Origin of the sequence: Pseudocitrobacter faecalis (genome assembly GCF_965231525.1) — a bacterium.
Taxonomy (GTDB): domain Bacteria; phylum Pseudomonadota; class Gammaproteobacteria; order Enterobacterales; family Enterobacteriaceae; genus Pseudocitrobacter; species Pseudocitrobacter faecalis.
Genome location: NZ_CBDDNJ010000002.1, coordinates 2,828,801 through 2,841,440, shown reverse-complemented (window position 1 = coordinate 2,841,440; position 12,640 = coordinate 2,828,801). Strand labels below are relative to the sequence as shown.

General features: G+C 51.9%; 12 protein-coding genes. 6 read left to right on the top strand and 6 right to left on the bottom strand.

The features are described 5' to 3' along the window. Positions 1-34: 34 nt before the first annotated feature. The 3 genes from glnH to rhtA form a co-directional block, all read right to left on the bottom strand. Entirely contained in the window at positions 35-781 is a 747-nt protein-coding gene (gene glnH / locus ACOXYR_RS14145; RefSeq protein WP_108473800.1) for a glutamine ABC transporter substrate-binding protein GlnH, read from the bottom strand. A 361-nt stretch (positions 782-1,142) separates the two neighbouring features. Beyond that, positions 1,143-1,646, bottom strand: a complete 504-nt coding sequence (dps, locus tag ACOXYR_RS14140) for a DNA starvation/stationary phase protection protein Dps (protein ID WP_108473799.1) — start codon at positions 1,644-1,646, stop codon at positions 1,143-1,145. A 115-nt stretch (positions 1,647-1,761) separates the two neighbouring features. After that, positions 1,762-2,649, bottom strand: coding sequence for a threonine/homoserine exporter RhtA (rhtA, locus tag ACOXYR_RS14135; protein ID WP_113857443.1), 888 nt, complete (start codon positions 2,647-2,649; stop codon positions 1,762-1,764). Between the two features lie 354 nt (positions 2,650-3,003). Between rhtA and ompX the strand changes: the two genes are divergently transcribed. Next, entirely contained in the window at positions 3,004-3,516 is a 513-nt protein-coding gene (ompX, locus tag ACOXYR_RS14130) for an outer membrane protein OmpX (protein ID WP_015965202.1), read from the top strand. Positions 3,517-3,650: 134 nt separating this feature from the next. On the opposite strand, the gene ACOXYR_RS14125 is transcribed toward ompX, so the two are convergent. Beyond that, on the bottom strand, positions 3,651-5,234 hold the full coding sequence (locus tag ACOXYR_RS14125; protein ID WP_421355622.1) for a phosphoethanolamine transferase: 1,584 nt from the start codon (positions 5,232-5,234) through the stop codon (positions 3,651-3,653). A 279-nt stretch (positions 5,235-5,513) separates the two neighbouring features. Next, on the bottom strand, positions 5,514-5,639 hold the full coding sequence (gene mntS, locus ACOXYR_RS14120; RefSeq protein WP_108473796.1) for a manganase accumulation protein MntS: 126 nt from the start codon (positions 5,637-5,639) through the stop codon (positions 5,514-5,516). Positions 5,640-5,820: 181 nt separating this feature from the next. On the opposite strand from mntS, the gene mntR reads away from it, so the two are divergent. The 4 genes from mntR to ACOXYR_RS14100 all read left to right on the top strand — a co-directional run bounded on the left by mntR (position 5,821) and on the right by ACOXYR_RS14100 (position 9,630). After that, complete coding sequence (gene mntR / locus ACOXYR_RS14115; protein ID WP_108473795.1) at positions 5,821-6,294, top strand: manganese-binding transcriptional regulator MntR; 474 nt, start codon at positions 5,821-5,823, stop codon at positions 6,292-6,294. Next, positions 6,291-7,409 carry an anion transporter gene (locus ACOXYR_RS14110; protein WP_421355612.1) on the top strand — a complete coding sequence of 373 codons (1,119 nt, stop codon included), beginning with the start codon at positions 6,291-6,293 and terminating at the stop codon, positions 7,407-7,409. The genes mntR and ACOXYR_RS14110 overlap by 4 nt, the downstream gene beginning before the upstream one ends. A gap of 107 nt (positions 7,410-7,516) precedes the next feature. Further along, positions 7,517-8,893, top strand: coding sequence for a glycoside hydrolase family 1 protein (locus ACOXYR_RS14105; protein ID WP_421355611.1), 1,377 nt, complete (start codon positions 7,517-7,519; stop codon positions 8,891-8,893). 20 nt (positions 8,894-8,913) lie between these two features. Beyond that, positions 8,914-9,630, top strand: a complete 717-nt coding sequence (locus tag ACOXYR_RS14100) for a GntR family transcriptional regulator (RefSeq protein ID WP_421355610.1) — start codon at positions 8,914-8,916, stop codon at positions 9,628-9,630. A 173-nt stretch (positions 9,631-9,803) separates the two neighbouring features. Here ACOXYR_RS14100 and ldtB read toward each other — a convergent pair whose 3' ends face one another. After that, positions 9,804-10,724 (bottom strand): L,D-transpeptidase, encoded by a 921-nt coding sequence (gene ldtB / locus ACOXYR_RS14095; protein ID WP_108473791.1) that lies wholly within the window; start codon positions 10,722-10,724, stop codon positions 9,804-9,806. Between the two features lie 217 nt (positions 10,725-10,941). On the opposite strand from ldtB, the gene ACOXYR_RS14090 reads away from it, so the two are divergent. Continuing rightward, positions 10,942-12,534: an ABC-F family ATPase gene (locus ACOXYR_RS14090; RefSeq protein WP_113857440.1), complete on the top strand. Its 1,593-nt coding sequence runs from the start codon at positions 10,942-10,944 to the stop codon at positions 12,532-12,534. Positions 12,535-12,640: the final 106 nt, after the last annotated feature.

Below are 12,640 nucleotides of genomic sequence, written 5' to 3'. Positions count from 1 at the left end.
AGTGCGCAACCGGGCACGATAATCTCAGTCAATCTTATTTAGGCTCAGTACCGAACCATTTTTTGTAGATTTCGTTATAAGTGCCGTTTTCGCGCAGGGTTTTCAGCGCGCCGTTCACTTTTTCACGCAACTCATCGTTGCCTTTGGAGAAGGCAATGCCGTAGTCCTGCGCTTCCAGTGAATCACCTACCGCTTTAAACTGGCCGTTGCCTGCGGTTTTGATGAAATAGAGAATATTCGGGGTATCGTGCAGCACGGCGTCAGCACGGTTGGTGCCGAGTTCCATGTACGCGTTATCGATATTCGGGAACTGGCGCAGATCTTTAGTTTTGATATTGGCTTTCGCGTAATCCACGGAGCCGGTACCGCTCTTCACGGCAACCACTTTTCCGTCCAGATCCTTCACGCTTTTCACGTCATTGTTGTTGGCTTTCACCATCACCAGCAGGCCGCTTTTGTAGTAACCGTCAGAGAAATCGACCGCTTTTTTGCGTTCTTCTGTGATAGTGATCCCGGCCAGCGCCAGGTCAACGTTTTTAGTTTGCAGCGCCGGGATGATGCCGCTGAAATCCATTGGTTTTAGGGTGTAGTCCAGCTTCAACTCTTTAGCGACAGCGGCCCACAGGTCAACGTCGAACCCCACGTATTTATCACCCTGTTTGAACTCAAACGGAACGAACGCCGTATCGGTTGCCACAATCAGTTTCTTCTCAGCAGCCTGAGAGGAAACGGCAAATGCCAGGGTAAGTGCAGCCAGGGAAACTTTAAACAGAGACTTCATAACATTTCCTTTTATATCCACGGGGCAATCCCCTGCGAGAACGTACGAGTTATGAAAAAATCATGCCAAGTTTTCAACTTATTGTTTTATAACAAAAGTAGAAGACAGTGATGCACGATTTCGGCGATCGTCAGGCCTGATTGCACCATAATGGGGCTTTGCTATGGTGCAGCGTGACGGGTTCACGATTCATGCTGTTTTTTAACGCAAGTGACGGTGACAAAACAATCTTTTATTAACGATTGTGTGAGGTGATTATTACAAATAGTTTACTTTGGCGAGAGATTTTAACAGGAAGGCGCACCCGGATGGTGCAACCCCCTCATCAGGGTGATGAGAGGGTCATAAGAATAACCTATGATTATTCAATGTTAGCTTCGATGAACCACAGGAATTTATCCAGGTCACGTGAAGCCGCGGTGAAGATATCCGCAGTGTCTTCATCCTTCGCTTCTTCAATCGCTTTACGCACGTCATTAGCGACGATAGCGTAACGGTCAGCCAGTTCTTTCAGGTGATCCTGAACGGTGTGGATGTCCAGCGGATAGCTTTTCAGCGGGGTTTTGCTGTTGATGACCTGCGTTGTTCCCAGTGCCACGCCGCCCAGCTGCACAGCACGTTCAGCCATAGTATCCAGATGATCGGTCAGCGCAGTCCTGAAGCCATCCAACATTTCATGAACGGCAATAAAGTTAGCTCCGCGCATATTCCAGTGGGCCTGTTTGGTAATCAGAGACAGGTCAATGAACTGGATCACCTGGCGATTCAGCAACTCGACAGTGGCTTTTTTCTCGCTGTCAGCGACATCGTTGCGGGTATAAAGCAGATTGGATGCTTTTGATTTGACCAGTTTAGCGGTACTCATAATCTCATATCCTCTTGATGTTTTGCGTTCCAGTATTAACTGGCAATAAGTATAGCACCGAGTTCCGGATAGAAAATTCTGACTCTGCCTATCGGTCTAATAGTGACATTAAGCTTTAACTCACATCTACTTTCTGAATTTTTGTATCGCGCCGCATTGTCAGCGTAGACCCCATCGACGCGGCAATAATGGCGGCCAGCGCTAAAGTTTGCGTGCCCGTCAGCGTCTCGCCGAGGAAGATCATACCTGAAATGGCGGCGAGGCCAGGTTCGAGGCTCATCAGTGTGCCGAAGGTGCGTGTTGGCAAGCGAGTCAGGGCCAGCATTTCGAGTGAATAGGGTAGGGCCGTTGAGAGCACGGCAATGGCCAGGCCGATCGGCAGAATTGACCAGTGCCAGCTCACATCAACAGACTGTAATACCCCAAGCGGCACAAAAATCACTGCCGCAATTAATGAACCCATCGCCACCGTCGCCGGGCCATGCTCCGCGCCGGCACGTTGGCCGCTCAGAATATAGATGGCCCAGCCTGCGCCAGCCCCCAGTGCCAGCAGGGCGCCAGTGAGATCGACGTGCGCCACGTCCTGGCCCAGCGGCAGAAGGAACCAAAGGCCAAGCACGGCAAGGATAACCCAGATAAAGTCCACCGCGCGGCGAGAGGCGAACAGCGCGACGGCCAGCGGCCCGGTGAACTCCAGGGCAACGGCAATCCCCAGTGGAATACGCTGAATAGAGAGATAGAACATGTAGTTCATCGCCCCCAGCGACAGGCCATATAAAAGTAGCGGCAGACGCTGCTCTTTTGCAAAACGCAGTCGCCACGGCTTAAAGATGACAACCAGAATCAGCGTGCCAAGCGCCAGACGCAGGGCGGTGACACCCGGCGCGCCAATCAATGGAAACAGTGACTTAGCGAGCGATGCACCGCTCTGAATGGAAAGCATCGACACGATGAGAACCAACACGGGCATCCATGCGGGAGATTTACGGAGCAAACCAGACATCTTTTTCCTGTCAATTTGTGTCAAACGGAGTAAAAAAAGCAGTGTAAATGAAATACCAGGCTACGGTTGAGGAATTGTTGAAAAAAAATCGCCCGCGAACCGTTAGAATGTCCTTAGTCGATGGATTATTAATCTGTCAAACTAGGAATTATCTGGAATATTGTGATGAAATCACAGTGTGATACTAGTCTGGTATTTCGGGAAAACCTGTGATGTTTGAATGAGATAACCAAGCCCGGAAATTTTTAGTTACATCAAAGGCAGGTTTAGACATCACAAGTTCGAAAGAGTTTCCTAACAATTTTTGATATATTTAAAACTTACGGATTTACTTGAAGCACATTTGAGGTGGTTATGAAAAAAATTGCATGTCTTTCAGCACTGGCCGCTGTTCTGGCTGTATCCGCAGGTACTGCAGTAGCTGCAACTTCTACCGTTACTGGCGGTTACGCTCAGAGCGATATGCAGGGCGTTGCTAACAAAGCTAACGGTTTCAACCTGAAATACCGCTATGAAATGGACGACCAACCGCTGGGCGTTATCGGTTCCTTTACTTACACCGAAAAAGACCGTAGCTCCAGCGACAACAACTACCATAAATCACAGTACTACGGCATCACCGCAGGTCCTGCTTACCGTCTGAACGACTGGGCAAGCATCTACGGCGTAGTAGGTGTTGGTTACGGTAAATTCCAGACTGCTGATCTGCCGAACAAACACGACACCAGCGACTACGGTTTCTCTTACGGTGCGGGCCTGCAGTTCAACCCGATCGAAAACGTTGCTCTGGACTTCTCTTACGAGCAGTCTCGTATTCGTAGCGTTGACGTTGGCACCTGGATTGCCGGTGTTGGTTACCGCTTCTAATCACTTCGGTGATATGAAAAATCCGCCCTTGTGGCGGATTTTTTTTGCCTGTATTTTGCCGGAGGCGCTGCGCTTGCCCGCCTACAACCGTATCGATTCGTAGGCCTGATAAGCGAAGCGCCATCCGGCGTGTTTTAACGACTCTTCGTCGTAAACAGATCCGTACCCAGATGGTTGTAATCTACCTTCTGGAGCTGGAAGTTGGTGATGTACACCGGCCCGGCTTTCTGTTCAGAGATAAAACGATAGCGCTGGCTAATTTCTTTCGCTTTGATGCCCGTCCACTGGGCGAAGAAACCGAGGAAATCGTTCGCCGAACGTCGCGCTTTAATTACCTTATGCGCTTTGTCATCACTCGACAGCACCATAAAGGGCACCTGGAAGTTCTGCTGGAACTTATCGTCGTGTGCCAGATACTGCACCTCTTTGCCGCGCTCTTTAAATGCCAGCCCGTGATCGGAGAAGTACACCAGCGAGAAGCTGTCGCCGCTGTTGCGTAGCTGATCGTAAAGCTGGCGCAGCAGATCGTCGGTTTGCGTCATGGTGTAGAGATAGCAGGAGGTCTCTTTCGATTGCACAAAGACGTCATATTTTCCGTGTGTGCGGTCGCAGGCCTGCGGATGAGAACCCATCAAATGCAGCACAATTAGCTGCGGCTGAGTACGCTGAGACGCGAAGACCTGTGCGGTCATTTTCAGCAGCGCCGTGTCCTGGGTGTTCTTATCGGCTTCAAAATCGCCGCTTTTGAGGAACTGCACTTCATCTGCCCGTTTCGCGATGCTGGCGATGGCGGTGTCGTATTCACCGATTTGCCCCTGGTTTGAGAACCACCAGGTCTGGAAACCTGCACGGTTAGCCAGGGTAACAAAGTTATCCTGATACTGCGGTTTGCCATCGACGACGCGGTTAAGGGTCAGCCCCAGCGATTTCTGCGTTGAACCGCTGGCGGCAATATAATCGTTAAACAGATAGCCATTCACCGAACTGGCAAACGGTGTGTTGTCCCAGTGGCTGCCAAACGCGCCCATAGCATCGCGACGCGCGCTCTCGCCAATCACCACCACATAGGTGTGATATTTCGGCTTCACGGCTGTCACCGTCCAGGTATCTTTCATTTGCGCGAACTGTGCCATCCGCTGCTGTTCGTCAATCACCTCGTTATTGTTAACGATGACATCCTTCACAAAACGAAATGCCGGATAGCCGGTATCTTTAAGTTTAAAAACGCCGCCCCATGCCAGGTTTTGAATCGGCTGCACGAAAAAGGTGCCGACGCTGAATAGCAGACACAGGGTTTCCATTTTACCCCAGCGTTTTACCGGGCTGGCCTTGCGGCGCACGGCAATCACACCCAGCGCAAAAATGAATAACGCCACCAGATAGCTGTACCATGGGAAGATGGTAAACATTTCGGTGGATTCTTCGACATTCGTCGAATGCAGCGCCAACAGAGTATTAAAGTTCGGCGCGCCGTAGGCCTGGCTGAACGGGAAATAGAGCGCCGCCACCAGTGAATAAAGACCCAATACAGTTTTCTGTACTTTCGGCGCGGCTCGCCACAATAAATGGAGCACGCAGGTAAAGGCCACCGCATACAACAGGCTGAAGGGGTAACCCAGCGCCAGGTTGATCAGCAGTGATTGCAGGAAATAGAGGCCCGTCCACGGACTCAGCGTAATTCCACGGGCGGCGAGAGTTTCTTTCAGCGTGACATTCATAAATCGCAACTATAAAAACGCCATGTGCGTCCCCTGGCGTCAAGGGGCTTTTTGCCGGACATTATTGCGTAAAGAAAAGGGTAAGCTTCGCATCTGCGAGCCGCAAAAGTGCAGGGCCGCACGAAGATAAAGCGCACGCTGTTTTTGGTCAACTACCCATAACAAAATGTTTTGCGAAGATGATTACAAAAGCGGAAGAAATGTGGGGTTTTTGCTCATGACGAGCGAGTCAGTCAGAAAATGACCCAAAAAAATGAAGCGGCGTACCGCGACGCCGCATTAGTGTGATTTGTTGTCCTGCTGCGGTTTGCTGTTAATCATATCGCACAGCATGTTAACCAGCATTAAGCGGACTTTAAAAGGAGAGTGACTAAACACGCGTAAACACCTCTTGAATTCGTTCATGGTAACCTCCTGCTTTTGCGCTCGTCGTTCCGTGATGAGTGATTGCATTACATACAGATATAGCACAGGCTATATTTTATAGCTATGGCTAAACGTTAAATTTTTGTACTCAGAGCACGATCCATTACAATGGAGGCAATTTTTAAGATGCTTTGACGCGTCACACCGATGAGGAAGTGTTATGAACCGCCGCGCAGGTAAGCCAACAACAAAAAAAGTGACGCAGCTGGTGAATGTGGAAGAACACGTTGAAGGGTTTCGTCAGGTGCGGGAAGCGCACCGTCGTGAGCTGATTGATGACTACGTTGAGCTGATTTCCGATTTGATCCGTGAAGTGGGTGAGGCGCGTCAGGTGGATATGGCCGCGCGGTTGGGTGTGTCACAACCAACTGTGGCGAAAATGTTAAAACGCCTGGCGGGTGTAGGGTTGATTGAGCAGATCCCCTGGCGCGGGGTGTTTTTGACTCCTGAAGGTGAGAAGCTGGCGCAGGAGAGCCGCGAGCGTCATCAGGTCGTTGAGAGCTTTTTACTGGCGCTGGGCGTCAGCCAGGATACTGCCCGCCGCGATGCCGAAGGCATTGAACATCATGTCAGCGAAGAGACGCTGGACATGTTCCGACAGTTTACCGAAAAACATGGGCAGTACATTGAATGACACCTCCTTTTATTCGGTCGCTGGCGCGCGATCGTTTTCTGCACCTGCTGCTGCTCATTGGCGTCATCCTGACTTTTCTGGTTCCGTTTGCCCCAGCGCGTTGGCCTGCGGCGATTGACTGGCACACCATTATTACCCTGAGCGGGTTAATGCTGCTCACCAAAGGCGTTGAGCAGAGCGGTTATTTTGACGTGCTCGGGCGTAAGATGGCGCGTCGTTTTGTTACCGAGCGACAGCTGGCTGTCTTTATGGTGCTGGCGGCCGCGTTGCTATCGACCTTTCTGACCAACGATGTGGCGCTGTTTATCATTGTGCCGCTCACCCTGACGCTGAAAAAGTGGTGCGCCATTCCGGTTAACCGGTTGATTATTTTCGAGGCGCTGGCGGTGAACGCCGGTTCACTGCTGACGCCTATCGGCAATCCGCAGAACATTTTGCTGTGGGGCCGCTCCAGCCTGAGCTTCCCGGCCTTTACGTTGCAAATGTTGCCGCTGGCGCTGGCGATGATGGCAACGCTGCTCGTGCTTTGCTGGTTCTGCTTCCCGGCGAAAAAACTGCATTTTCAAAGCAGCGACGCCTCACCGTCATGGCGGCCAAAGCTTGTGTGGAGTTGCCTGGCCTTCTATCTGGTTTTTCTCGCAGCACTGGAGATAAAGCTCGAACTGTGGGGGCTGGTGTGCGTGGCGGCGGGCTTCCTGTTGCTTGAGCGGCGTGTGGTTTACAGCGTCGACTGGACGCTGCTGCTGGTCTTTATGGCGATGTTTATTGATGTGCATCTGCTTACGCAACTGCCTGCTTTGCAGCATTCGCTGCATGGTGTCGGGCAACTGTCGGACGGTTCTTTATGGCTTACGGCGATGGGTCTTTCGCAGGTAATCAGCAACGTGCCCTCCACGATTTTGCTCCTTAACTATGTGCCGCCTTCCATTCTGCTTGCGTGGGCGGTGAACGTTGGTGGTTTTGGAATGCTGCCCGGGTCGCTTGCCAACCTGATTGCGCTACGCATGGCGAACGATCGCCGTATCTGGTGGCGTTTCCATCTCTATTCTCTGCCCATGCTGGTATGGGCGGCGCTGGTCGGTTACGGCTTGCTCCATCTTCTCGGTCAACGTTGATTTTCGGACAGGCTCACAAAACGTGAGCCTTTTCGTTGCGTCCTGTACCGCTTTCTAATATGACTAGTCATATACATTATTTGACTAGTCATATTTTTGAGGGCGTCATGATGAACAAACTGCCAGCTGATTTTCTTTGGGGAAACTCCGTTTCCAGCATGCAAACCGAAGGCGCATGGAACGAGGGCGGGAAGGGCATGTCGGTGTATGACATTCGCGAGCCGAAAGAGAATGCCTCGGACTGGAAGGTCGCTACCGATAGCTACCACCGCTTCGAAGAGGATTTTGATTTAATGCAGGATCTGGGCATGAACTGTTACCGCTTCCAGATTGCCTGGAGTCGCGTTTGCCCGGATGGCGATGGTGAGTTTAATGAAGAAGGTATCGCGTTTTATCAACGCTTTATCGATGGTCTTCTGGCGCGCGGCATCGCGCCGATGATTTGCCTCTATCACTTTGACATGCCGCTGGCGATGGCGGAAAAATATAACGGCTTTACCGACCGTCGGGTGATGGAGGCGTTCATCCGCTACGGCAAAAAAATGATCGACTGCTTTGGCGACCAGGTGACCTGGTGGCTCACCTTTAATGAACAGAATCTTTACCATATGCCTGAAGCGTTTTTGATTTCGGGTTATATGCAGGGCGAGAAAACGTTACGGGAGCTTTACCAAATCCAGCACCACGTGATGATGGCGCACGCGCATCTCACCCACTATCTGCATGAAACCAAACCTGGAAAGCTGATGGGCGGCATGCTGGCGCACGCCCAGGTGTACCCGGCAACCTGCAAACCGCGCGATGTGTTTTGCGCCCGTCAGCTCGACGAATATTTCAATCAGAATCTGTTACGTGCGTTTGCGGGGCAGGGTTACAGCCCGGAAGTGATGGCGTTTGTCGAGCGTGAAGGTCTGGGGGACATTTATCACGATGAAGATCTCGCGGCGCTTTCGACGCTCAAAAATGATTATATGGCCTTCAGCTACTATGCGAGCCGCACGTTGAGTAGCGATCCCATTCCGGAAGGGACTGCCGTCAATCACTATATGCTCTTTGGCGATACCCCAAACCCCCACCTGAAAGCCACGGAATGGAACTGGCAAATCGATCCCCTCGGATTCCGGAGTATCATTACGCGCTACTATAACGACTGGCGTCTGCCGGTCTTCCCGATTGAGAACGGTATCGGGGTGATTGAATCCTGGGACGGCGAAACGCCGGTCGCTGATGATTACCGCATCGCCTATCATCGCGATCATATCAACGCCATGAAAGAGGCCATTTTTGAGGATGGCGCACAGGTGATAGGCTATCTGGGGTGGGGGTTAATTGATATTCTCAGCTCTCAGGGCGACATGCGTAAGCGTTATGGCGTGGTGTATGTGAACCGTGAAAACCATGATTTGAAGGATTTGCGCCGTGTACCGAAGAAAAGCTATGCGTGGTTGAAGCGGGTGATCCACAGCAACGGCGAAGAGATGTAACACCAAAAAAGGAGTGGAAGATGGCGGCGAAGTACCTCTCCATCGCGCAGGAAATTAAACAGCGCATTTTAAGTCAGCGTTATCCGGCGACGGAGCCGCTGCCCGATCAACTGGCGCTGGCGGCTGAGTTCAAGACCAGCCGCATGACGATTCAGCAGGCGATGCGCCAGCTGATAGTTGAAGGCATGATTTACGCGCGTCAGGGGCAGGGGACGTTTGTGCGCAAAAACTTCCGCCAGCTTTCGCAATGGGATGTCTCGGGCAGTGACTACTTTGGCGCAACCGAAACCTGGCGGCATCTTGGCGAGGTGACAAGCCAAGTGATTGCCTTTGAGGTGCGGTTCCCGGATGAAAAAGAGCAGGCCTCGTTGCTGATTAACGCCGACGCGCCGGTATACGATTTTATTCGGTTGCGCTTGGTTAACGGTGAACCGATTTCACTGGATATGACAGTAATGCCGGTATCTTTGGTGCCGGGGCTGAATAAATCACATCTCGAAAGTTCGGTATTCCGCTACGTGCGGGAAACGCTGGGCTTAAAGATGATGGGTTCCTATCGCGTAGTGCGCGCCTGTAAGCCGGATGCGCGCGACAGAGAGTATCTCAACTGCGATGAGACCGACCCGGTACTGGAACTGGAGCAGGTTATTTATCTGGAAGACGGTACGCCGCTGGAGTATGCGCACTGCCATTATCGCTACGATCATGGCGGGTTTGTGATGGTGAATAATGGGTGATAGTTGTGCGCTGATGCCCTCACCCCGGCCCTCTCCCACAGGGAGAGGGAGAAAAGCGGGCACGAACGGTCCCCTCTCCCTGTGGGAGAGGGTTAGGGTGAGGGAAAAAAAACGCACTAACCCCAAAAAAAATGGCGAAGCATCCGCTTCGCCATTTTCACATCTGAACCTAATCAGTTCAGACGAATCGGGATACCCGCACGGCTCTGAATCGCCTGATTCAGTACATCCTGGTCTACATCAGACTGAGAGGTCACTTTCTGCACCGCAGAATTCAGCGTAACCGGAACAATTTCACCGCCTTCAAACTGTGCTTCGGTCACGGACAGCGGGTTGTGTACTTCGATAAAGCGGCTGCCATCTGGTTCCGTGGTCGCTTTCACAGGTTCATCGATAAACTGTACGCGGGTACCGACCGGCACGCTCTCGAACAGGAATTTGATGTCTTCGTTACGCAGACGCACGCAACCGTGGCTCACGCGCAGACCGATACCAAAGTTGGCGTTGGTACCATGAATGGCGTACAGGCGGCCGATGTACAGCGCGTACAGTCCCATCGGGTTATCCGGGCCAGCCGGAACCACGGCCGGCAGCGGGTTACCCGCCGCGCGATATTCCGCGTGCATTTTCGCTGTCGGTGTCCAGGTCGGGCCCGCTTTCTTACGTTCTACTTTGGTCGTCCAGTTAATCGGGGTGTCTTTTCCTAACTGGCCAATCCCGATTGGCAGCACGATGACCGTGTTAGTGCCTTTTGGGTAGTAGTACAGACGCATTTCCGCGCTGTTGATGATAATGCCTTCATGTACGGTATCCGGCAGAATCAGTTGCTGCGGAATAGTGAGCACAGTGCCGCCTTTCGGCAGATACGTATCCACGCCCGGGTTAGCTTCCAGCATATTGGAAAGACCCATCTGATACTGCGCCGCAAAGTATTCCAGCGGCTGCTTATTGTTCTCAGGGATGGTGATCACCTGATTCTGACCAATGACACGACTACCATCCGTCGGCAACGGATATGTCACTGCGGATGCGGTTTTACAGAAGCCAACGACTGCAAGCGCCGCAGCGAAAAGTGTTGTTAATTTCATGTTCATGTTGTTCGAGATATCAGTGCCACTCAGGCTGTGGTTGGAAAATCGGATGTATGATGGAAGCGCATTATATGTGCATTCCCGGCAACAGGGAATTCAGATGTGTACGAAATCACATTTTTTTCACTTAGGTGACAGTTTAGCCCGTTACGAAGGCGGGCGATTTTAATTCGGAATTGTGGCATAATAGGCGGTTTGTCACATTCCTCAGGATACTTCCGTGTTAGTTACCAGCAACGTTACCATGCAGTTTGGCAGTAAGCCGCTGTTCGAAAACATCTCCGTCAAATTTGGCGGCGGCAACCGTTACGGCCTGATTGGCGCTAACGGGAGCGGCAAATCCACCTTTATGAAAATCCTCGGCGGCGATCTTGAACCGACGCTCGGCAACGTCTCTCTCGACCCGAACGAACGCATCGGTAAGCTGCGTCAGGATCAGTTCGCCTTCGAAGAGTTCAGCGTACTGGATACAGTCATCATGGGGCACGGTGAGCTGTGGGAAGTTAAACAAGAGCGCGATCGCATCTACTCACTGCCCGAAATGAGCGAAGAAGACGGCTATAAAGTGGCCGATCTTGAAGTGAAATACGGCGAAATGGACGGCTATTCCGCTGAAGCGCGCGCCGGTGAACTGCTGCTGGGCGTGGGTATTCCGCTGGAACAGCATTACGGCCCGATGAGCGAAGTGGCACCAGGCTGGAAGCTGCGTGTGCTCCTGGCCCAGGCACTGTTCTCTAACCCGGACATTCTGCTGCTCGATGAACCGACCAACAACCTGGACATCGACACCATTCGCTGGCTGGAGCAGGTGCTGAACGAGCGCGACAGCACCATGATCATCATTTCGCACGACCGTCACTTCCTGAACATGGTCTGCACCCACATGGCGGATCTCGACTACGGTGAGCTGCGCGTCTACGCCGGTAACTACGACGAATATATGACTGCCGCCACCCAGGCGCGCGAACGTCTGCTGGCCGACAACGCCAAGAAGAAAGCGCAGATTGCTGACCTGCAATCCTTCGTCAGCCGCTTCAGCGCCAACGCTTCTAAATCTCGCCAGGCAACGTCCCGCGCGCGTCAGATTGACAAAATCAAGCTCGACGAAGTCAAAGCATCGAGTCGCCAGAACCCGTTCATTCGTTTTGAGCAGGATAAAAAACTGTTCCGCAACGCGCTGGAAGTGGAAGCGCTCAGCAAAGGCTTTGATAACGGCCCGCTGTTTAAAGGCGTTAACCTGCTGCTGGAAGTGGGCGAGAAACTGGCTATTCTCGGCACCAACGGCGTGGGTAAATCTACGCTGATGAAAACCCTGGTTGGCGACTTAACGCCGGATCAAGGCACGGTGAAATGGTCTGAAAACGCACAAATTGGCTACTACGCGCAGGATCATGAATTCGAATTTGAAAATGATCTGACCGTCTTCGAATGGATGAGCCAGTGGAAACAGGAAGGCGATGACGAACAAGCGGTGCGCAGTATTCTGGGTCGTCTGCTGTTCAGCCAGGACGATATCAAGAAACCGGCGAAAGTGCTTTCCGGTGGTGAAAAAGGCCGCATGCTGTTCGGTAAACTGATGATGCAAAAACCGAACGTGCTGGTGATGGATGAACCGACCAACCACCTGGATATGGAATCCATTGAATCCCTGAATATGGCGCTGGAAATGTATCCAGGCACGCTGATCTTCGTTTCTCACGACCGCGAGTTTGTTAGCTCTTTGGCGACGCGTGTAATTGAAATTACGCCGGAGCGCGTCATTGACTTCAGCGGTAATTACGAAGATTACCTGCGTAGCAAAGGTATCGAGTAATAGAATGGCTGGAAGCGCAGAGTACGATTTGTGTTTCCAGCCACTTTTTGTTTTTCTTCCCTTTCAACTCTTTTCTTTTATAATAAAAAATTAATTTCACCGCCTT

Excerpts from the sequence above, each read along its gene's own strand:
- glnH (WP_108473800.1), bottom strand. The coding sequence starts at position 781 with ATGAAGTCTCTGTTTAAAGTTTCCCTGGCTGCACTTACCCTGGCATTT.
- dps (WP_108473799.1), bottom strand. The coding sequence starts at position 1,646 with ATGAGTACCGCTAAACTGGTCAAATCAAAAGCATCCAATCTGCTTTAT.
- rhtA (WP_113857443.1), bottom strand. The coding sequence starts at position 2,649 with ATGTCTGGTTTGCTCCGTAAATCTCCCGCATGGATGCCCGTGTTGGTT.
- ompX (WP_015965202.1), top strand. The coding sequence starts at position 3,004 with ATGAAAAAAATTGCATGTCTTTCAGCACTGGCCGCTGTTCTGGCTGTA.
- ACOXYR_RS14125 (WP_421355622.1), bottom strand. The coding sequence starts at position 5,234 with ATGAATGTCACGCTGAAAGAAACTCTCGCCGCCCGTGGAATTACGCTG.
- mntS (WP_108473796.1), bottom strand. The coding sequence starts at position 5,639 with ATGAACGAATTCAAGAGGTGTTTACGCGTGTTTAGTCACTCTCCTTTT.
- mntR (WP_108473795.1), top strand. The coding sequence starts at position 5,821 with ATGAACCGCCGCGCAGGTAAGCCAACAACAAAAAAAGTGACGCAGCTG.
- ACOXYR_RS14110 (WP_421355612.1), top strand. The coding sequence starts at position 6,291 with ATGACACCTCCTTTTATTCGGTCGCTGGCGCGCGATCGTTTTCTGCAC.
- ACOXYR_RS14105 (WP_421355611.1), top strand. The coding sequence starts at position 7,517 with ATGATGAACAAACTGCCAGCTGATTTTCTTTGGGGAAACTCCGTTTCC.
- ACOXYR_RS14100 (WP_421355610.1), top strand. The coding sequence starts at position 8,914 with ATGGCGGCGAAGTACCTCTCCATCGCGCAGGAAATTAAACAGCGCATT.
- ldtB (WP_108473791.1), bottom strand. The coding sequence starts at position 10,724 with ATGAACATGAAATTAACAACACTTTTCGCTGCGGCGCTTGCAGTCGTT.